Raw genomic sequence first — 21,564 nt, 5'->3', positions numbered from 1 at the left:
TAGTTGTTCTTAATCGCGGTCAAATACTGCTTTTTTGAAATTAAGAATAAATAAGCCGCCAACTATCAATACAATCGTAATCGTAATCGTATTCCTATGACTTTGCGCATTTCCTATTCTCTTCTTCAAGATGTGAAGTTTCCAAAATATATGGCACTAAATTAGACTTTACCAAAATGAATCTGAACAAATTCTGAACAAATTACATTTTTCGACGATTTCCCCAACAAAACATGTCGAATCTTGAACAATTGTGAGGTATAGGACACTCATGAAGTGCCCTATGATAGAGGTGATTATTTTTTCAGTTTAGCTTGGACAATCAGACGATCTGGTGGGTTAGCTGTGCCTAGCGGTGTACAGGTAACGAGTGTAATAAGTGGTTCTTCAGTGTCCTTTAGCACGGACACTTCCGATTGATGGACAACAAACGTATCGACAATGACAAAGTTGTATATTCCTTTTCGTGTCATCACTTCAATTTCATCGTCTACTCGTAGTTCGCCTAGGCGATTGAATTGTTTTCCTTTTGAGAGTGCTCGATGTCCAGCTAGTCCTATATTGTTTACGCCAAATTCTTTTTCTGGTTCAATCATACCTATGCCCTTGCTGAGAACGGCGGGGCTATCCCCTTCGAAGACAACCATTTCAAAGTCAATTTTGTCGATTTTCATGATTCCCCTGGCTCCATCCAACAGTTTGGACTGTTCATCATTTTTCTGAGTGTACTCTTGAACTACAGCTGCTTCATCAGAATTTGATGATAATTGCTCTAGTAATTCTGTATCTCCTAATTGTTCAAAACTAGCAACCAATTGTTTCTGATCGCGATCAAATGCTATTTTTTGAAGTTGAGGATAAAAAACAATTAACAAGCCGGCAACTATCAAGAGTAAACCTATCCCTTTACGCATTTTTGATTCCCCCTTTCGAAGATGAAAAAACCCAAAATACAAACCTGTGTTTCTCATTTGAATTTCGCTAAAATGATTCTAAACACCTTTCTATTTTTCATTATTTTCCCAATAAAGAAGATCATAGCTTGAACTCTTATGAATTATCCTACTTTACCAATCAAGTATTATATATTCATTATAGAGAGTGACAATTTCTTGTGGTAGGTCAAGACCAAGTTCGTCAATCCACATCTTTTTAAATACTTGGAAGTATGCTACCATTCTTTGCTTATTATGTGTCTCCCCATAATGTCGGAGAAGTAAAATAATGTAGTTCTCACTGTACGGTTCCAACTCAATCATCTTATCCAAACAATGTTCAATCATATAAAATGAATCTTTGTTCTTTTTTTCACTTGAAATATATTCTTCGAAATAGTTTAGCAAAAACCTTTTCAAAGTGGATTGTTCATGAAGTGCCCAATGATAATCTTCCTCTTCTACATAATGTCCCTGGTATAATCCCATTATTTTCTCAATATTCTTCTCTGTCTTTTGCGTTGATTGAAGAATTTCTTTTAGCAGGCCATAATCACTCGGTACATCTACGTTCAGCATGTACTGTTCATTCATTAATTTGATTGGATTATTAATGCCCATTTCTTTGATTTTTTTACGCACTTGATAAACTGTCGTATGTAATAATGTCGCAGCTCGATCATCGGGCAATCCTGGCCATAAATCCTCGATGATCCGCGCCCGATGAATCGCATCCCCACGGTGGTGCCAAAGATAAGCAAACAGTTCCTTGCTCTTTTTTGTGCGCCATTTCACTTCATTAAGACTTGAATCGAGCAAATGAAAAGCACCCATGGAACGAATAAACAACGGACATTCTTCAACTTCCAGTTTTTGTTTCATACCTTCATAGAGTTTCTTCCTTTCCCGTATCTTGCTAACTGCTTTAGTTAACCGCTCTATATTTACAGGTTTCAATAAGTAGTCGATAGCATTCACTTCGAATGCCTCCATTGCAAATTGAGGGTAGGCGGTGACAAATACGACATCAATACATGGAAACGACGTCATTAACTTTTCGGCAAATTGAAGCCCGTGAATTCCCCCCATCTCCATGTCAAGAAACAAGGCATCAACTTCGACTTTTCCAAGCTCCTGAAATGCAATTTGTGGATCGGTATATTTCCCAACAATTTCAATTCCTTCTAATTTCCCTAATAATATTTCAAGGACATCAATCGCCAATTGTTCATCATCAACCAATAAGACTTTCAAGTTCTTTCACCTCCGGAAGAATGATTGTAATTTTCGTCTCTTGCCCTTCTTCACTTTCCAATAAAGTTAATCTTCAATCAGTGGGGGGGCTACTGCCCGTTAATGCCGGATAAAATTCCCATTCTCCCCCTAATTTCAACGTGCTTTTTTCTTCGAAATTCCAGTCTCTCAAATCTAATATACCGTCGATCGCAATCGGACTACATTTATTTGGAAAAATAGTAAGGTATAGCGAACCTGCAATAGTTATCACAACAACACTAATCGATACGAAAATTGCAACCCATCTTCTCATCGCTCGCCACACCTCCTTCATTTAAACCTAATTATACGCACAACTCACTCTATTACCAATATCCCCCGCTACATATTTAATGTTTTTAAAACAGTATTCTTATGTAAAACTTTATTTTTATTCAATATTATGAATAGATTTTCAAAACACCATTGTATTCAATATGCGTTATGGTATACTTAATTTATATAAGTTTCATAGTCTAAAGTCCTGTTCCGCTTGTTTAGTTTAATGTCTTGAAATAGTTTATATTGCCAACCAAAATAGTCATACACAAAATTAGGAGGGTTTTCAATGAGAAAAGTCTTTATTTTGTTATTTATCATCATACTTGTGGTTCCATTATCCATGGGCAATCCAATGAACACATTTACAGGAATTCTTTCGAATAATATAGCGAAAGCAGCAACTGTAAATTCAGAAGCACCCAACTCCTATAAAATGATCCGTTCTGCATTATTAAAAAATGAGAAGATGGGTCAATTCGACACTTCAGAACTTACGTACAAGGAAGTCGGAAAGCTTATTCAACAAGTTGCACGTGAAAACCCAGAAATTCTTTACTATCAATCAGCAATAACATGGTCAGATGGAAAAATCGAGTTTTCATATGTTATTCCTATCGATTCGGCTCAAAAAAATGCAGCAGCTCTTTCAAAAGAAATGAACAAAGTATTGGCTATTGTTAACAAATCAGGTTCCACAGATTTTGACAAAGTAAAAGCAATTCATGATTACATAGTATTGAATGTAGCCTACGACTATGATAATCTCCTAAATAACACAGTTCCTGCTGATTCTTACACAGCTTATGGAGCACTTATTAAAGGGGTTGCCGTTTGTGAAGGATACACGAAAGCAGCTCAACTTCTAATGGATCGTCTTGGCATTGAGAATTACTATGTAGAAGGATCTGGAAACGGCGGCCTCCACGCATGGAATTTAGTCAAGCTAAATGGACACTATTATTCTATGGATATCACTTGGGATGACCCTGTACCAAACGTAGAAGGAGTCGTAAGTTACAAATACTTCCTTGTCTCTTCTGACCAACTGCGAAAAGATCATAAATGGAACGAAGCTGGCTTCCCAGTTGCAAAGAGCAAGAAATATAACTATTTCAATGATTTCAGTTCGTTGGTAGAAGCGAAAGGCCATTACTATTATAGTAGCCTTTCGGACAAGCATACATTGTACCGTATTACAAAAGACGGAAAAGCAAAGAAGAAAGTCAATAATGTAAGAGCTCCTTATTTCGATATTGCTGGCGACTGGATTTACTTCAGCAACTATTCAATGAGTGGTCATTTACATAAGATGAAGTTGGATGGCTCCAATCTACAAAGCTTGAACACTATCCCATCTACTAATGTGTCCGTCATTGGAAATTCAGTACAGTTCATGGATTCCAAAACAAAAAAAGTGCATACGTTGAGTGTGAAGTGAATATGGACGAGCCAATCGGATTGAACGATTAGCTCGTTTTTTTATGCACAAAGTGTAACTTCAATCAGGGGAACTCGCACAGGACGTATTCGTACAGACGTTGTGACAGGACGTCCTGTATTTAGTTACCGCGGGACAAAAAAGCCAGACAGAATCTTTCTCCGTCTAGCTCACAGTTGTTGAATCTTATTTTTTTCCTTAACTTTCTTCCCCTGTCTCGGGGTAAAGTCGATTCAATACCTTGTCATATCCACCCGAACCATAATCAACGCAGCGGCGTATTCTTGAAATCGTTGCTGTACTTGCGCCCGTTTCGCTCTGGATTGTATCATAGGTCTTTTTCAATTTCAGCATCTGTGCAACTTCGAGTCTTTGGGATAGCGATTGCATTTCACTAATTGTACAAAGATCATCAAAAAAATGATAACATTCATCGAGGTCTTTCAATTCGAGTATCGCTTTAAACAGCTGATCCGTCTGATGACCACGGATTTTATCGATTTGCATATGCCTTCCCTCTCTCCGAATGGTTTCCTCAAGGTGTATAGGTAGCCGTTGTTTCCATACCTGGCTTTGTAGCAACAACGTGGATCCATGTTTTCCCGGGAACGAGTTTCGCCGGCATCCCATTTTCCATCGGCATGAGGATGCCGTCAACATTCTTCCATTCAATTTCTTTCATAATACCTGCGTGGAATAAATAAGCCCTACCACCCGAATCGATGTCTACAGCCTGTCTACCCACATTGTCAATCGTTCGATGGGCTGTTTCAAACACTAGTATATTGGACAGTTCAACCTTTTTTCCATCTATTTTATCGACCGCCAAAACGTTATTCACTGTTCTCTCATACGTCCCTTTTTCCGCATCATACGTATATGTACTGGAAAAGTTAGGATCCGAGCCATAGCGAACAACTAATGATGATGCCGTATCTCCTATTTTAGCATCTTCAATCGATTCATGAAAAGAATAAGAGGGCATCTTTTGCATTTCCATTGAAGAATTCGTCTTCTCGGCAGCCGCAAGTACATTTTCTCCTGAAATATAGGAATTATGTGGAGCTTTCCGGTCTTTGGAACGTTTGAACAGCGTGCCATCATACTGCATGCCGTTTACATTATCGACAAATCGATTTTGCAAAAGTCCTTTGGCATCCGGGCTATAACCATGCGCCACGTAGAATGCATCAAGTCCCTTTGCGATATGAACAAAATAATCCCTACTGCTCCGAATAGGTCCGATTTCTTCAGGTAATTCACTTTGGAATAAAGCCAAAAACCTTGTAACATAGCCTTCTGCCGCAAGTTCATAGACAATATCCGCATCACTTATACCTGATTGTGGCCTTGCACGCGGGTGGTTATTAATCGTGGCAAGCACAGGGCGTCGGGTATTTTCCACTTCTGACCTAATACCCGTGAACGGCGCCATATATAGCGCTACTTCCTCCACTTTTGGAAGGGCTATAACCTCAATTTTTTCTTCCGGCTTAGGTACAGATTCCTCCGCCTTCTCTTTCTTTGAACACGCCGATACTAGCAATATTACGATGGTCATAAAGAATAACCATCCTCTCATTTTCCTTTTCATCGCTTCCCCCTACCTTCCGACTGCCGGAATAATTACTTCATTTTTCATAACATCATATAATCCCAACTGTGTAATACGTATATAGGGCAAGTGTGTTGATTGTAGGAACAAGAAGGTATACACTGCATCGCCATGTTGGTATCCACGTTCCGCAAGCGCACTTTTCAGGTTAAGCTCCTGTACAATCAACTTTTCAACTGGTTCCATAGATAATCCACCAGCGATTGGTAAGGGGATCGTCACTGCGGCACTACCATTTTCAATAAGCACCATTCCACCGCCGATTCGCTTGATTTCATAGAATGCATTCAGCATTTCTTTCTTGTCTTTCCCGATTAGGATTATGTCTCCAGTATTCGAATAAGACGATGCAAAGCCTTGAACACTTGTAGCAAAACCTTTAATTAGCGTATTGACGCGCCATTTGCCATTACGATCCACGAGCATAAGGTAGCTTTCATCATGATCATCAGCAAGTTTGTCTTCGGTTACATCGACTGTAATCGAATAAGGTTTTGTAATAACGTCGTTCACCATTTCAATACCGATTGGATGATTAAATATAAAATCAGATTCATCCAAATCGAAGTCAAGAGTGAATGCCTCGATTACGGACCAATCGATTTTTTCTAACGGTTCTGTCGACACACCCTCACGTTTCAACCATTTCCCTTTCGATAAAACATCCGTTGGTACAGGATTGTACTCATCCTCTAGGAAATTAAATGTTGCGTAACGGCCTGTTGCAATGACACCGTGTAAATCAGTTATATCATAATAGCGAGCAATATTGTACGACGCCATCTGGTAGGCATTGACCGGAGACACTCCTGCATCAAGCGCTACACGGATACATTTGTCCATCACACCATCGATATGGAACGAGGGTGTGGAACCATCCGTCGTCATCATCAGATGATCAAACACATCTAGCCCTTTATCGATAAGGTCTTTCAGTAATTGCGGCAAATCCGGTCGAATAGACGAGTGGCGCAATGTCACACCATAGCCATGGAGAAGTCGCGTCTCGACCTCTTCGATAGTCATTGCTTCATGGTCCCCATCTGTCCCAAGAAGGCGCATCCGTGCAAGCGTCCGTTCAGAAGCACCCGGAAAATGCCCTTCAATCTTTTTGCCCGCCAATTTCGCAGCAGTGAGTGATGCAAGCATATTCGGGTCGCCTCCTAACAGGCGTGGCCATCCTGTCAGCTCTCCACCCACGAGTACTTCCGGACGTTTCAACCACTCCGCAATCGATTCCAGATTAAACAAATCAGCTTCGTTTTGTAGAACTGTTTGCGAATCCAACCGTGCCCACCAGTAAAATGAAAATGGCAGCGCATTCAATTGATCGAGAATGGAAAATGATTGTTCATTGTTAAGCATCATAAACAAAATAAGATTATCCGCAATAAATGTTGTTGTCCCAAGCTGCGCTGCATAATCCGCAAACGTTTGGGGGTTGTACAATTGAAATGGATGGACATGCGGTTCGATGTAACCAGGTACAATTTTCTTCCCTGTTGCATCGACGATTTCGGCCCCTATCGTAATCGCTGGCATTTCCTTTCCGGCATAGACGATCCGGTCACCTGCCACCCAAATGTTTCCCATTACCCATTTTTTATAGATAGAGTGTAAATATTCGGCATTGATAATAATGAGATCTGGCGCTTTTTTGCCGTTTATTATTTCAATCTGCTGTTGTATTTCATAGTTTTCCCACATGCAACTCTCTCCTTCTATTTCCACACTTTCCTACTAATTATCGTAGCATAGCGTGAACAAGAAAAGTAGACGTATGGAGAAGTTCTGATAGATAAAGTGAAAATTCAATACAAAATAAGCGAAAGATCTGTGGGATTGGTCGCTTACGCTGCAAGATTAGTCGCTTCTTATGTGGGATTGGTCGCTTGCGCCGCAAGATTAGTCGCTTCGCATGTGATATTGGTCGCTTGTGCGAAAGATTAGTCGCTTCGCATGTGGGATTAGTCGCTCGCGCCGCAAAATTAGTCGCTTCGCATGTGGGATTGGTCGCTTGTGCCGCAATCCCGTAGTTTATGTTGGCGGAAAACGTATACTTTCCTTTCCCTTAAAAAAGGACTGCATTCTCTTTAGAGAATACAGTCCTTTTATTTAATCAAACGTACGCCAACCGATGTCTTTCCGGTAAAAGAAGCCGTCCCATTGAAGATTGGATAGACCATTGTAGACCTTTTCCTGTGCTTCTTTCAATGATTCTGCTTTTGTAGCAATTAGGATAACGCGCCCGCCGTTGCCGACAAAGCCGGTTCCATTCGATTTTGTTCCTGCATGGAAAACGTCGAGTCCCGCTTTAGATAAAACATTCAAATCAGGAAGTTCAGCACCTTTCACAACTTCCCCCGGATACTCATCCGCCGCAATGACAACACCTAACATCGCTTCATCATGCCATTCCAACTCATAGGGCCTACTCTCCATGAGCGCCATCATGAATTCACCGAAATCAGAAGCCATCCGCGGAAGAACAACCTGCGTTTCTGGATCGCCAAAACGTGCGTTGAATTCAATTGTTTTCGGACCATCTGCAGTCAGGATAAGCCCTGCATACAGAATACCTGTAAATGGTGTTCCTTCCATCGCCATTGCTTCTATAGTCGGAACAACGACTTTGTTAAACGCTTCTTTCACGATAGCGTCCGAAATCTGTGGCACAGGGGAGTACGCACCCATGCCGCCCGTATTCGGTCCGAGATCACCATCGAATGCACGCTTATGATCTTGCGCGATAACCATCGGGTAAATCTGCCCGTCATGGACGAACGACATATATGAAAACTCTTCGCCTTCTAGGAACTCCTCAATAACGACGCGAGATGATGACTCACCAAATTTTTGATTGCCAATCATATCATCAACCGCATCCAGCGCTTCATCCAACGTCATCGCTACGATAACGCCTTTCCCCGCTGCAAGACCATCCGCCTTGACGACGATTGGAGCCCCTTGTTCACGTATATATTCTTTCGCTTTCTTAGCATCTGTAAACGTACCATAACTAGCTGTTGGAATCACGTATTTCACCATAAGCTCTTTTGCGAAAGATTTACTTCCCTCAATTTGTGCTGCCGCTTTCGTTGGGCCAAAAATCATCAATCCACATTCATTGAAATAATCGACAATTCCTTCGGCAAGCGGTTGCTCAGGACCGACAAATGTCAAATCCACATTATTTTCTTTGGCGAATGATGCAAGTGCTACGAAATCCATCGAGTCAATTTGTACGCATTCGCAATCACTTTTCATGCCATCATTTCCTGGAGCAACAAATACTTTAGTCACTGTAGGGGAGTCGTTAAATTGCTTTGCGATTGCATGTTCACGACCGCCACTCCCGATAACGAGTACTTTCAATGCATTTCCCTCCTCAATGTTTGAAGTGACGGACGCCTGTGAATACCATGGCGATGCCGTATTCATTCGCTTTCTTAATCGAATCTGCATCTTTCTTTGAGCCACCCGGTTGAATGATTGCTGTAATGCCCGCTTTCGCTGCCGCCTCGACAGTATCATCCATCGGGAAGAATGCGTCCGACGCAAGTGCTGCACCTTTAGCACGTTCCCCCGCTTGTGTTAGCGCGATATTCGCTGCTCCCACACGGTTCATCTGCCCTGCACCGACACCAAGTGTCATATGGTCATCTGTAACAACGATTGCATTCGATTTCACATGTTTGACAACAGCCCAACCGAGTTTCATCGCTTCCCATTCTACTTCTGTTGGTTCGCGATCTGTTGCGACTCGAATATCCGCATCCGCAAATCCGTATGCATCAGGTTCTTGCATGAGCAGTCCGCCTTCAACGGAGACTGTATTCCATTTGTCTTTATTATTTTGATCAAACAAAATTGTCAGTAAACGGATATCTTTCTTCCGTGTCAAGACTTCAAGTGCTTCATCCGAAAATGAAGGTGCGATAATGATTTCAAGGAAGATTCCCGCTAACTTCTCAGCAGTAGCAGCGTCCACTTCACGATTCAATGCAACGATGCCGCCAAAGATAGACATGGAATCCGCTTCATAAGCTTTTGTAAATGCATCGAAAATCGTTGTACCTGTTCCGACACCACATGGGTTCATATGTTTCACTGCAACAGCTGCCGCTTTGTCGAACTCTTTAACGATTTGAATCGCTGCATTCGCATCTTGGATATTGTTGTATGAAAGTTCTTTGCCATGCAGCTGATTTGCGTATGCAATCGAGAAGTCCGAGCCAAGTGGACGGCTGTAGAACGCTGCTTTTTGATGCGGGTTTTCTCCGTAACGGAGCTGTTGTTTCAATTCGTATGTATAGGTTACTTGTTCAGGGAATTCTTCGCCTGTAAGGTCTGTTATGAAACCTGCAATCAGCGCATCATAAGCTGCTGTATGACGGAACACCTTAGCTGCAAGTTTGCGACGTGTTTCTAGTGTCGTTTTTCCATCTGCTGTTAATTCAGAAAGAACATTCTCGTAATCCGCTGCATCGACAATAACTGTGACATATGCATGGTTTTTCGCAGATGCACGAAGCATTGCAGGTCCGCCTATATCAATGTTTTCAATTGCATCGTCAACTGATACATCCGGTTTTGAAATCGTTTCTTTGAACGGATACAGATTAACACAAACGATATCGATTGGCTGGATACCATGCTCTTTCATTTGCGCTTGATGTGCTAGGTCGTCTTGTTTCGCAAGCAATCCTCCGTGGATCATTGGGTTGAGCGTTTTCACACGACCTTCCATAATTTCAGGAAAGCCTGTTACTTCATCAACAGCCGTTACCGCAACACCGTTATCTTTCAAATGTTTCATCGTTCCACCGGTAGATAATAATTCAAAGCCAAGACCTTCTAACGCTTGCGCAAATTCCAATAGCCCGCTTTTGTCCGATACACTTAACAAAGCACGTTTCTTCACGAATAAAACCCTCCAATTTCTAACTTCACATACTTTTATAGAATAAAAACCGGCATATTTACCGGCTAAAAAGTTCGATCAATGTCTCTTTATATAGCTCATGTTCAACCGCATGAATGGCTTCAGCCGTTTTATCTACATCTCCATCGATAACTGCAACAGCGCGTTGTGCAAGAATCGGTCCGGTATCCATTCCTTCATCAACAAGGTGGACGGTGACGCCGGTTATTTTCACACCCTGTTCAATCGCTTGTCCAATCGCATCTTTTCCCGGAAATGAAGGAAGGAGTGATGGGTGGATATTGACGATGCGTGAAGGATATGCCGAAAGAAGGTGCTGCCCAATGAGACGCATATACCCCGCAAGAATAAGCCATTCCACATCGACTTCACGAAGTGTGCCAAGGATTGCTTCCTCATACGCGTCCTTCGTGCTAAAATCTTTCGGACAGAATGCAGCGACTTGAATACCCGCTTTTTTTGCTCGTTCAACGACGTACGCGTCAGGCTTATTCGTCACCATAACAACGATTTCAGCATGTAGCGCACCGTTTCTGCATGCCTCTTCGATTGCTCCGAAATTACTACCGCTTCCAGATGCGAAAACGGCAATTTTAACTTTTCGGGTCATTCCACTAGACTCCCGTCATGGTCGCCCGTGAATGTAACACCTTCACCAGAAACTATGCGGCCAATCTCGAATGCATCTTCACCGTGTTCAATTGCAATTTGGATAGCACGAGCCGCTTCAGCAGCTGGAAGTGCTACGACAAAGCCAATCCCCATATTGAATACGCTGTAAAGGTCTTTATCCAATAAGGCGCCTTTTTCTTTCAGCATTTTGAAAACAGGAAGTACCGGCCATGAACCGAGGTTAATTTCTGCTCCGAACCCATCTACCAGCATGCGTGGCAAGTTTTCAAAGAAGCCGCCGCCTGTAATATGACCCATCGAGTGAATATCAAGTTCAGCATGCATTTGAAGAACCGGTTTCGCGTAGATTTTTGTTGGTTCAAGTAGCGCATCACCAACAGTTCCAAGGTCTTCATAGCCTGCAATCAGACTATCAATTTTGCAACCTTGGTCTTCAATAACAATCTTACGTACAAGTGAGTAGCCGTTGGAATGAATTCCACTAGAAGCAATCCCAACAAGAACATCGCCCTCTGTAACTTTTTCACCCGTCACGATTTTACTTTTTTCACATGCGCCAACCGCAAAGCCTGCAAGGTCATACTCATCGATTTCATAAAGTCCTGGCATTTCTGCCGTTTCGCCGCCAATAAGTGCAGCGCCTGATTGGACACAACCGTCCGCAATTCCTTTTACGATTGCTTCAACTTTTTCAGGAACTGCTTTCCCAAGTGCAATATAATCGAGGAAATAGAGTGGTTCTGCACCTTGTGCAACGATGTCATTCACACACATCGCGACACAGTCAATTCCGATTGTGTCATGCTTATCTGCCATAAAAGCCAATTTCAACTTCGTTCCGACACCATCCGTGCCTGAAATGAGAACAGGTTCCTTATAGTTCAGCGCGGAAAGATCGAACATACCGCCAAAACCGCCAAATGTGCCCACAACACCTTTTCGTGCCGTCCGTGCAACATGTGATTTCATCCGTTCAACTGACTCGTAACCAGCTTCGATATTTACACCCGCGTTTTCATAAGCCTTCGACATGCAAATGTCCCCCTATCAAACAATTTCTTTCTTATGTGGCATTACAGTATCCGAATAGATTTCCGTTGGATATTCCCCAGTAAAACATGCAAGGCATTGTCCGCAATTCTTCGTATTATCTGGCCGGCCAATTGCTTCAAGCATCCCTTCAGCAGATAGAAATGTAAGCGAATCTGCGCCGATGAGTTCCCGAATTTCGTCAATCGTCCGGTTTGTAGCAATCAATTCTGAGTCCGTACTAATATCAACCCCATAAAAACACGGACTGACAAGCGGTGGAGACGCAATCACGACGTGAACTTCCGTTGCACCCGCTTCTTTCAACAGATTGACAATCCTTTTCGACGTAGTGCCGCGAACAATCGAGTCATCCACCATGACAACTCTTTTACCGTTCACAACTTGACGCACTGGTGAAAGTTTCATCTTCACGCCTTTTTCACGCAACTCCTGTGACGGTTGGATGAACGTACGCCCAACGTAACGATTTTTGATAAGCCCAAGTTCATACGGAATTCCGCTTTCCTCAGAAAATCCAATAGCCGCTGAGATACTTGAATCTGGTACACCTGTAACAACATCCGCTTCGATATGTACTTCACGTGCAAGTCGCTTGCCGCAACGTTTCCGCGCTGAGTGGATATTAATACCGTCAATATCAGAATCGGGGCGTGCAAAATAGACGTATTCCATCGAGCACATAGCCGGGTCCGCGGCTTGCGCAAAGCGGTCCGACTGAAGGCCTTTATCATTAATAATAATGAGTTCTCCCGGCTCTACCGATCGAATCCATTCCGCTCCGATAATATCGAACGCACATGTCTCAGATGCTACAACCCATGCATCCCCTAGTTTCCCAAGGGATAGTGGACGAAGACCGTTCGGATCCTGCGCGACCATTAATCCATCATCAGTCAAGATAACAAACGCAAACGCACCTTTTAACATCGACAATGCTTTTTTCACACGGTCGCGCTGCGTTAAGGAACCGCTGCTTTTCTTAATTAAATGCGCCAGCACTTCTGTATCAGAATTCGTCTGAAAAATACTACCTTGACGTTCAAGATGCTCTCGCAGTTCGACCGCATTCACGATATTTCCATTATGAGCGACAGAAAGACTTCCCGTCGTGGAACGGAAAACGAGCGGCTGAACATTTTCAATTCCGCGGCCGTTTTCTGTAGAATAGCGCACTTGTCCAATTGCGGAATTTCCTTTTAAGTCATTTATTTGGTTACCTGAAAACACTTCATTGACAAGACCTTCGCCTTTAATCACATGAAACTTTTTGCCTTCTTTCGTAACGATTCCAGCGCCTTCTTGCCCTCGGTGTTGCAATGCATGCAGACCATAATAACTGATCTGCGCTGCACCTTCATGACCCCAAATACCAAACACGCCGCACTCTTCGTTTAAGCCTCTGAGTTCAGCAAGCATTGAATTGCCCCTTTCCAAGCAGAACGGAATTCATTTACCGTCCCGTCAATTAAAACCGTATCTCCATCGCCTTTAATGATGATTTTATCGCTAGCTGTTACCCGACCGATTTTCACTGCATCTTTCACAGCTTTCTCAAATGCTTCTGCGTTTTCATTCTTCACAGTGACAAGGAAGCGGGATTGTGTTTCGCTGAATAGAGCTGTGACAGCAGAACCAGAAATACTAACTTCCGCACCAAGACCTTCTGCTCCGAACGCTTTCTCACAAAGTGCAATCGCGAATCCACCTTCAGATAAATCCGTTGCGGATGCGACAAGTTTGTTTTGAATTGCAGTGAGCAATCCTTTTTGACGTGCCGCCTCAACATCAAGGTCAATTGACGGTGCTTTACCGAAAATCTTCCCTTCAGTCATCTGTTGCAATTCACTACCACCGAAATCCATTGCTGTTTCACCGATCAAGTAAATGGCATCACCAGCATTTTTGAATTCAGTTGTTGTTACTTGAGATAAATCGTGGACCAGACCAACCATACCAATCGTTGGTGTCGGGTAGATTGGAACGCCGTTTACTTCGTTTGACAAGGATACGTTCCCACTAATAACCGGTGCATTCAACTTGCGACATGCATCTGAAATTCCGTCAGCTGATTTCTCAAACTGCCAAAATACTTCCGGCTTGTCCGCACTACCAAAGTTCAAACAATCTGTAACTGCGATTGGCTCTGCCCCTGAACAAACGAGATTTCGTGCTGCTTCAGCAATTGCGATTTTCCCGCCCGTTTCCGGATCGAGGTACACATAACGGGAGTTACAATCAGCTGTCATCGCAAGTCCTTTATTTGTTCCATCCACACGAATAACACCCGCAGAAGAACCTGGTGCAACAACTGTATTACGTCGAGCATGTGTATCGAACTGATTATATACCCACTCTTTCGAAGCGATTGTTGGGCGTTTTAGTAGAGCTGTTAATGTTTCATTCAAATCTTCAACAACAGGCTCTATCATTTCCATTGCTTGGAACTCTCTGAAATAGGCCGGTTCTTCGGATTTTTTATTATAAACCGGAGCATCTTCAGCAAGTGCATCGGCTGAAACTTCCGCAACTAGTTCACCTTTATGAAGGAGACGAAGCATTTTATCATCCGTTACTTTACCGATTGATACCGCTTCAATGTCATATCTTGTGAATAAATCAATTACTTCTTGTTCACGGCCTTTTTTCACGACGATTAGCATCCGCTCTTGTGATTCTGACAACATCATTTCATACGCCGTCATTCCTTCTTCACGTTGCGGCACAAGGTCAAGGTTCATTTCAACACCGTAACCTGCTTTTGACGCCATTTCAGCAGCTGAAGATGTAAGTCCTGCGGCGCCCATATCTTGAATACCAATTAATGCATCCGATTTTACAAGCTCAAGACATGCTTCCATCACAAGCTTTTCAAGGAATGGGTCACCTGCTTGCATTACCGGCAATTCCGCTTCTACATCAACCGATACTTCAGCTGAAGACATAGTCGCACCATGAATTCCGTCACGACCCGTTTTTGCACCCGCATACATCACGCTATTGCCAACACCAGAAGCAATCCCTTTTTGAATATCCTCATGATTTAACAATCCAACAGCCATTGCATTGACAAGTGGTCGTTTAGAATAACAATTGTCGAACTGTACTTCTCCGGCAATCGTAGGAATACCGATGATATTTCCGTAACTAGCAATCCCCGAAACCGCTTCTTCGAATAAATAACGGTCGCGTGCATCCGATAGATCTCCGAAACGAAGAGAGTTGACGAGCGCTACAGGGCGTGCGCCCATTGAAAATACATCACGTAGAACACCACCTGCGCCTGTTGCTGCACCAATGAATGGATCAATTGCAGAAGGAGAGTTATGCGATTCCATTTTGAATACAGCAGCTTGATTGTCACCTATGTCAACAATCCCTGCTCCTTCCCCTGGACCTTGAAGGACACGTGAACCCTTCGTCGGGAATTTGCGGAGTACTGGCTTCGAGCTTTTATATGAACAATGTTCAGACCACAGTGCGGAGAATAAACCCGTTTCCGTATAGTTCGGAAGTCGGCCCAACATACCTACTGCACGTTCGAATTCTTCATCGGTCATTCCCATTTGGCGATACAACTTCTCATTTTTGATTTGTTGTGCATTCGGCTCATACATTGCTGACATTGTTTTCACTCCACCTTTTCAAGATTGAATTGAATAGAGGCAATCCATCTGTACCCCCAATAATTTCCTCGACTGCTCGTTCAGGAAGTGGCATCATGCCAAGCACATTCCCTTGCTCATTCAATACACCAGCGATTGCTTCCGTGCTACCATCAACATTGCTATCCGCATATGTAAAGACGATGCGATTGCTCTGTTTTAGTTCAGAAACTGTTCCTTCATCCAAAAAGTAATTGCCGTATTGATGTGCAAACGGTAATGTAATTTGTTGTCCGTTTTTATAATCTGCGGTAAATGGTGTGTCTATGTTTTGTACTGTCAACACGGCTTTGCCTGATCTGAATTTCAATCCTTTATTGCGCAAAAAAGCACCTGGTAAAAGGCCTGCTTCAGTAAGAATTTGAAAACCATTGCCCACACCAAGAACCGGTTTACCTGAAGCGGCGAATGCTTTCAAGCTGTCGATTGCTGGTGAAGTTTGCGCCAATGCACCAGGGCGGAGATAGTCTCCATATGATGCACCGGTTGGAATAAGTACCGCGTCAAAGCGTTCAAGGTCAGCTTCCATATGCCCGACGTACTCTGCTTCATTTCCAATGACGTCCTTTACTGCATGGTACATGTCGATGTCACAACCAGATCCAGGAAATACTAGAATAGCGAACTTCATTTGCCCGCGACCTCCCCGATTTCATAGCGATAGTCTTCAATCACTTTATTGATAAGCAGCTTATCACACATTTCTTTGACACGTGCATCGATTTCTGTAGCTGATCCATCTAATTCAAGTTCGATCAATTTACCGATACGGACATTTTCGACTTCGTTATACCCCATCGTTTTCAGTGCTTCTTTCGTCGCAATTCCCTGTGGATCTACTACACTTTCACGAAGTGTTACGTATACGTTTACTTTTGTCATGTCTTTTTCCTCCCAAATGGTATTAGATTGGTTATTGAAATGTTGAAAAGCTGCCGTCCTTCATTTAATCAATCAAGACGGAGCCTTTTGAAAATGATATCTACATATTGCAAGTGGTACATATAATCGAAGCAATCATTCAAATCATCTTCAGTTAAATGTACCTTTACTGTTTCATTGGCAGCAACAAGTTCACGGAATGATTGTTCTTTATCCCAAGATTCCATGGCGAGCGGTTGGACTGTGTCGTATGCCGCCTCACGTGACATCCCTTTATCGATCAAAGAAAGAAGGACACGTTGGGAATAAATGAGCCCATGTGTGCGATCCATATTTCGTTTCATATTATCAGGGAACACCGTCAAGTTTTTCACGATATTCGAAAATCGATTTAGCATATAGTTCAATGCGATTGTCGCATCCGGTAAGATAACACGTTCTGCTGATGAGTGGGAAATATCCCGTTCATGCCAGAGTGGAACGTTTTCATACGCTGTCAGCATATAGCCTCGGATGAGACGTGCAAGACCCGCCATGTTCTCAGAACCGATTGGATTGCGTTTATGTGGCATCGCGGATGAACCTTTTTGACCTTTGGCAAAGAACTCTTCAACTTCGCGTGTTTCCGATTTTTGGAGGCCACGAATTTCGACAGCAAATTTCTCAATCGATGTCGCGATGAGTGCGATTGTCGACATATAATGAGCATGACGATCCCTCTGCAAAGTTTGTGTAGAAATCGGAGCAGCTGTCAGGCCAAGCTTGTCACATACATATTGTTCAACAAATGGATTGATGTTCGCGTATGTACCAACAGCACCTGAAATTTTCCCTGCTTCGACAGATTTCGCCGCCGCTTCAAAACGCTCCAGATTACGTTTCATTTCTTCATACCAGAGTGCCAATTTCAGTCCAAAGGTAGTCGGTTCGGCATGTACACCGTGCGTCCTGCCCATCATGACTGTGTACTTATGTTCTTTTGCTTTATCCGCAAGGACTGAGATGAAATTTTCAAGATCTTTTCTAATGATGTGATTTACCTGCTGGAGAACATACGATAGCGCCGTATCGACAACATCTGTTGAAGTCAAGCCATAATGGACCCATTTCCGTTCGTCACCTAGCGTTTCAGACACCGCACGAGTGAAGGCAACAACGTCATGACGCGTTTCCTTCTCGATTTCTAAGATACGATCTACTGAAAATGTCGCCTTCTTACGAATTTCTGTTACGTCCTCTTTAGGAATATCACCAAGTTCCGCCCATGCTTCACATGCTAGTATTTCCACTTCAAGCCAAGCCTCGTATTTATTTTGCTCAGACCATACTGCGGCCATTTCCGGACGGGTGTAACGCTCTATCATATGGTTTCCTCCTATTAAGCCCAAATACCTGTCGCATCGATTTCTTTTAACGTTTTTTCAATTTGGTCAGTCATGATGGTAACATGCCCCATTTTGCGCTTTTCTTTCGCTTCTGATTTACCATAGAGATGAATCGACCAATCAGGGTAATTCATAACAACTTTTTTAAGCGGAGCTACATGTTCCCCAAGTACGTTCACCATGATGCACGGTGCCCATAGTTTCGGTTTTCGTAGCGGCCATCCACAAACAGCACGGACATGCTGGTGAAATTGCGAAACGTTGCAAGCCTCAATCGAATAATGCCCTGAGTTATGTGGCCTTGGTGCCAATTCATTGATAATGATTTCTCCATTTTCGAGAACGAACATTTCAACCGCTAATGTTCCTACAAGTTCAAGGTGATCTGCAATTTTCGTCGCGGCTTCCTCAGCCTGTATAATGATGTTTGGACTTACTCGCGCCGGTATGATTGATTCGTGAAGGATATGATTTTTATGAATATTTTCAGCAATAGGCAGACAATAGGATTGTCCCGCCGCATTGCGTTGTATGATGACTGAAATTTCCTTTGTGAACGGTATAAAAGCTTCTACAATACATGCAGAATGGGTGAACAATGATTCTGCTTCAGCGATTTGTTGTGCCGAATCAAGCTTCACTTGCCCTTTGCCGTCATAGCCCCCAAATGCTGTCTTAACGATACAAGGGAATCCTACTTCAGCTATTTTATCTTTTAATTCATCAAAAGTTTGTGCCTCTATATAATTGGCGACTGGAGCACCTGAAGTTCTGATTTCAGCTTTTTCATTGATCCGATTTTGTGTAATACGTACAAGCTCAGCGCCTTGGGGAACATGCGCGATTTGTGTAAGACGCTTCAGGCCATCGTAGTCGATATTTTCAAATTCATAGGTGATAATATCGCTCACCTCGGCAAGTTCTTGAAGTGCCGCCTCATCATCGTATGGAGCAACAATTCGAATATCAGCAATTTGTCCACAGGGCGAATCCATTGTTGGATCAAGTACTGCAATTTTGAATCCCGCTTCCTTTGCAGCAAGACCCATCATCCGTCCAAGCTGTCCACCACCGATAATTCCGATTGTTTGTCCCGGTAAAATTGTTTTCACACTAAATCACCGCTACTTTCCAATGCGCTATCTCGCATGTTGTTTCGGCGCTCTTCAATTCGTCTCATTAAGTCATTGTCGTGGACACCTAAGATCTGCGCCGCGAGAAGTCCCGCATTCACTGCTCCCGCTTTTCCAATAGACACTGTCGCAACCGGAACGCCCCCCGGCATCTGAACAATTGACAGAAGGGAATCCATCCCATTCAACGCTTTCGACTGAACTGGCACTCCAATAACAGGTAGTAATGTTTTCGCCGCTACCATTCCCGGTAAGTGAGCTGCACCACCAGCCCCTGCAATAATGACTTCTATTCCGCGTCCTTGTGCTTGTTCCGCATATTCAAACATGAAATCTGGTGTACGATGTGCGGAGACAACCTTTTTCTCATAGGGTACCTTTAGCTCATCCAAAATCTCACAAGTATGTTTCATCGTTTCCCAATCACTTTTACTTCCCATAATAACGCCGATTTTAAATCCCACTTAATATCTGCTCCTTTTTAAACACTATTCAAAGTTGAGAACAAAACTGACAAATGAAATCGTCACGTCCTACATATTTTGTATTCATTTCCCCACTTATAGAAGTGAGAAACTTCTGCTAGATTAAGTTAAAATCAAAAAATCCCGAATAAACCGCTCTTCATATGCATGAAAAGCAGAACATTCAAGGATAATTAAATATGCTTAAGATGGTTGCACCTATCGGTACCCACACACCTTTCGCTGTTACTCCCAGAGAATTCGCTTTCCCTCATAGTCCAGGCATTACGGTGCCCTAGTAGAAACACTGAGGCCAATTCCTCAGAATATATGGGGATTCTTATTACTCTACATATTTTATCAAGTAATAGTGTATTCGTCAATGTAAAAAGGCGAACAATTTTTTATTATATTTTAAAATCGTTCGTCTTTTTATCAGACTTCTAGTCAGTAAGTGTTCCTTTGAACCGGATAAGTTGCCTAACTGGCACATATTCTCCGTCCACCTCTGTGAACATTGGCTCTTCTTTTCTTCCGGTGACCGTATAGCCAGCAGAAGCCATTCTCTTTAAGCAATCATCAATACTTTCTCCTTCTTCCACTTCAAACCACACTGTCTTCTTACTCATTTAAACAACTTCCCTTTCCGTACAGTCTTCACCCAGAAACCTCCATGTATTGTCTTCGCTTCATACGCAATAATAAACGCCTTAGGATCTATTTCTTTAATTGTAACGTAAAGCTTCAATTCATATTTACGTGGAGTTAGAATCTGCATAGCTGATCGGTTACCATCAAGACCATTAGCCGACCAATCTGTCACACCATAGCCTTTTTCCCTAAGTATTGCTGGTAATTTCAAATTTTCTTCAGATGTAATCACATTCACAGTAATATAACCAAGTGCTAGCTTCTCCTCAATTTTCGAACCTATAATGACACCACATCCATATCCTATGGCATAAGCTACTAAATTTTGAATTTTATCTAAGTTACCAAGTACTAAATCAAGTCCTACGACATAAATAACAATTTCCACCATGCTAACGGCGGCTGCGATATATCTATACCCTTTCAACGTCAAAATCATGCGGACGGTGAAAAACGTAACATACACAACATTGATAGCAAATATGATGAGTACCATTTGCATTGCGGGCACCCCTTTCATGAAGTAGCTATCATCTTATATGGAAACTTGGGAAATTTCAAGGGATTGAGTACTGTTCGAGGTATAGAATGACGCTTCAAAGTAAGATTGGGGAATGCTTGAGCAGCGGGATTGGTCGCTTATTTTGATAATTGGTCGCTTGAGCAGCCGGATTGGTCGCTTATTTTGATAATTGGTCGCTTGAACAGTGAGATTGGTCGCTTATTTTGATAATCAGTCGCTTGAGTAGCGCAATTGGTCGCTTATTTTGATAATTGGTCGCTTGAACAGTGGGATTGGTCTCTTATTTTGATAATCAGTCGCTTGAGTAGCGCAATTGGTCGCTTATTTTGATAGTTGGTCGCTTGAACAGTGAGATTGGTCGCTTATTTTGATAATCAGTCGCTTTAGTAGCGGGATTGGTCGCTTCTCCAAGGTTATCAGTCGCTTGCAAGAAAATTATTCGAAACGCCCTTAAATTTTTTCAAAAAAATAGACCACTAAGAGTAGTGGCCTTACAAACAGCAAATTTTAATGAACTTATATAGGATTATTTTTTTAGTTAATGATATAGATAGACAAATAAAAAAGCCACTACCTATTGGCAATGACCTTGCGCCTGGCGACGTCCTACTCTTGCAGGGGGAAACCCCCAACTACCATCGGCGCTGAAGAGCTTAACTTCCGTGTTCGGGATGGGAACGGGTGTGAC

20 protein-coding genes, 1 rRNA gene and 1 riboswitch are annotated in these 21,564 nt (G+C 42.6%); of the genes, 1 reads left to right on the top strand and 20 read right to left on the bottom strand.

The features are described from left to right. Window positions 1-296: 296 nt before the first annotated feature. From H4683_RS18220 to H4683_RS18210, 3 genes are all read right to left on the bottom strand, one after another. Window positions 297-914, bottom strand: coding sequence for a class D sortase (locus H4683_RS18220; RefSeq protein ID WP_192600260.1), 618 nt, complete (start codon window positions 912-914; stop codon window positions 297-299). Between the two features lie 153 nt (window positions 915-1,067). Then, window positions 1,068-2,189 carry a response regulator gene (locus H4683_RS18215; RefSeq protein WP_192600259.1) on the bottom strand — a complete coding sequence of 374 codons (1,122 nt, stop codon included), beginning with the start codon at window positions 2,187-2,189 and terminating at the stop codon, window positions 1,068-1,070. A 73-nt stretch (window positions 2,190-2,262) separates the two neighbouring features. Then, window positions 2,263-2,484 (bottom strand): hypothetical protein, encoded by a 222-nt coding sequence (locus tag H4683_RS18210; protein WP_192600258.1) that lies wholly within the window; start codon window positions 2,482-2,484, stop codon window positions 2,263-2,265. 294 nt (window positions 2,485-2,778) lie between these two features. Here H4683_RS18210 and H4683_RS18205 point away from each other — a divergent pair, with 294 nt between their 5' ends. Next, a complete protein-coding gene (locus H4683_RS18205) occupies window positions 2,779-3,930 on the top strand; it encodes a DUF5050 domain-containing protein (RefSeq protein ID WP_192600257.1) in 1,152 nt (383 codons plus the stop codon). Window positions 3,931-4,128: 198 nt separating this feature from the next. Here the strand turns inward: H4683_RS18205 and H4683_RS18200 are convergent, their stop codons facing one another. The 17 genes from H4683_RS18200 to rrf all read right to left on the bottom strand — a co-directional run. Further along, window positions 4,129-4,437, bottom strand: coding sequence for a YerC/YecD family TrpR-related protein (locus tag H4683_RS18200; RefSeq protein ID WP_192600256.1), 309 nt, complete (start codon window positions 4,435-4,437; stop codon window positions 4,129-4,131). Between the two features lie 28 nt (window positions 4,438-4,465). Then, a complete protein-coding gene (locus H4683_RS18195) occupies window positions 4,466-5,524 on the bottom strand; it encodes a DUF3048 domain-containing protein (protein WP_225942208.1) in 1,059 nt (352 codons plus the stop codon). 9 nt (window positions 5,525-5,533) lie between these two features. After that, entirely contained in the window at window positions 5,534-7,252 is a 1,719-nt protein-coding gene (locus H4683_RS18190) for an adenine deaminase C-terminal domain-containing protein (RefSeq protein WP_192600255.1), read from the bottom strand. Between the two features lie 408 nt (window positions 7,253-7,660). Continuing rightward, window positions 7,661-8,920: a phosphoribosylamine--glycine ligase gene (gene purD, locus H4683_RS18185; RefSeq protein ID WP_192600254.1), complete on the bottom strand. Its 1,260-nt coding sequence runs from the start codon at window positions 8,918-8,920 to the stop codon at window positions 7,661-7,663. 13 nt (window positions 8,921-8,933) lie between these two features. Further along, window positions 8,934-10,469 (bottom strand): bifunctional phosphoribosylaminoimidazolecarboxamide formyltransferase/IMP cyclohydrolase, encoded by a 1,536-nt coding sequence (purH, locus tag H4683_RS18180; protein ID WP_192600253.1) that lies wholly within the window; start codon window positions 10,467-10,469, stop codon window positions 8,934-8,936. Window positions 10,470-10,527: 58 nt separating this feature from the next. Beyond that, window positions 10,528-11,100: a phosphoribosylglycinamide formyltransferase gene (gene purN, locus H4683_RS18175; RefSeq protein ID WP_192600252.1), complete on the bottom strand. Its 573-nt coding sequence runs from the start codon at window positions 11,098-11,100 to the stop codon at window positions 10,528-10,530. Continuing rightward, on the bottom strand, window positions 11,097-12,155 hold the full coding sequence (gene purM, locus H4683_RS18170) for a phosphoribosylformylglycinamidine cyclo-ligase (RefSeq protein ID WP_192600251.1): 1,059 nt from the start codon (window positions 12,153-12,155) through the stop codon (window positions 11,097-11,099). The genes purN and purM overlap by 4 nt, the downstream gene beginning before the upstream one ends. A gap of 15 nt (window positions 12,156-12,170) precedes the next feature. Next, window positions 12,171-13,592 carry an amidophosphoribosyltransferase gene (gene purF, locus H4683_RS18165; protein WP_192600250.1) on the bottom strand — a complete coding sequence of 474 codons (1,422 nt, stop codon included), beginning with the start codon at window positions 13,590-13,592 and terminating at the stop codon, window positions 12,171-12,173. Continuing rightward, window positions 13,568-15,799, bottom strand: a complete 2,232-nt coding sequence (purL, locus tag H4683_RS18160; RefSeq protein WP_192600249.1) for a phosphoribosylformylglycinamidine synthase subunit PurL — start codon at window positions 15,797-15,799, stop codon at window positions 13,568-13,570. Before purL ends, purF begins: the two co-directional genes overlap by 25 nt. Then, entirely contained in the window at window positions 15,783-16,469 is a 687-nt protein-coding gene (purQ, locus tag H4683_RS18155) for a phosphoribosylformylglycinamidine synthase subunit PurQ (RefSeq protein WP_192600248.1), read from the bottom strand. Before purQ ends, purL begins: the two co-directional genes overlap by 17 nt. Beyond that, window positions 16,466-16,720 carry a phosphoribosylformylglycinamidine synthase subunit PurS gene (gene purS, locus H4683_RS18150; RefSeq protein ID WP_192600247.1) on the bottom strand — a complete coding sequence of 85 codons (255 nt, stop codon included), beginning with the start codon at window positions 16,718-16,720 and terminating at the stop codon, window positions 16,466-16,468. The genes purQ and purS overlap by 4 nt, the downstream gene beginning before the upstream one ends. A 68-nt stretch (window positions 16,721-16,788) precedes the next feature. Further along, window positions 16,789-18,084 carry an adenylosuccinate lyase gene (gene purB, locus H4683_RS18145; protein WP_192600246.1) on the bottom strand — a complete coding sequence of 432 codons (1,296 nt, stop codon included), beginning with the start codon at window positions 18,082-18,084 and terminating at the stop codon, window positions 16,789-16,791. Between the two features lie 14 nt (window positions 18,085-18,098). Continuing rightward, window positions 18,099-19,217, bottom strand: a complete 1,119-nt coding sequence (gene purK / locus H4683_RS18140; RefSeq protein WP_192600245.1) for a 5-(carboxyamino)imidazole ribonucleotide synthase — start codon at window positions 19,215-19,217, stop codon at window positions 18,099-18,101. Next, on the bottom strand, window positions 19,214-19,702 hold the full coding sequence (purE, locus tag H4683_RS18135; RefSeq protein ID WP_192600244.1) for a 5-(carboxyamino)imidazole ribonucleotide mutase: 489 nt from the start codon (window positions 19,700-19,702) through the stop codon (window positions 19,214-19,216). The genes purK and purE overlap by 4 nt, the downstream gene beginning before the upstream one ends. A 254-nt stretch (window positions 19,703-19,956) precedes the next feature. Continuing rightward, window positions 19,957-20,056, bottom strand: a riboswitch (purine riboswitch). 89 nt (window positions 20,057-20,145) lie between these two features. Further along, window positions 20,146-20,331, bottom strand: coding sequence for an NETI motif-containing protein (locus H4683_RS18130; protein WP_192600243.1), 186 nt, complete (start codon window positions 20,329-20,331; stop codon window positions 20,146-20,148). Next, window positions 20,328-20,855, bottom strand: a complete 528-nt coding sequence (locus tag H4683_RS18125) for a DUF2179 domain-containing protein (protein WP_192600242.1) — start codon at window positions 20,853-20,855, stop codon at window positions 20,328-20,330. Before H4683_RS18125 ends, H4683_RS18130 begins: the two co-directional genes overlap by 4 nt. A gap of 614 nt (window positions 20,856-21,469) precedes the next feature. Further along, window positions 21,470-21,564, bottom strand: a 5S ribosomal RNA gene (gene rrf, locus H4683_RS18120); the annotation flags it as partial.

The sequence above is a fragment of the Sporosarcina limicola genome (assembly GCF_014873855.1).
GTDB lineage: Bacteria > Bacillota > Bacilli > Bacillales_A > Planococcaceae > Sporosarcina > Sporosarcina limicola.
Note: the sequence above shows the minus strand (reverse complement) of the source record. Positions and strands in the feature narration are given on the sequence as shown.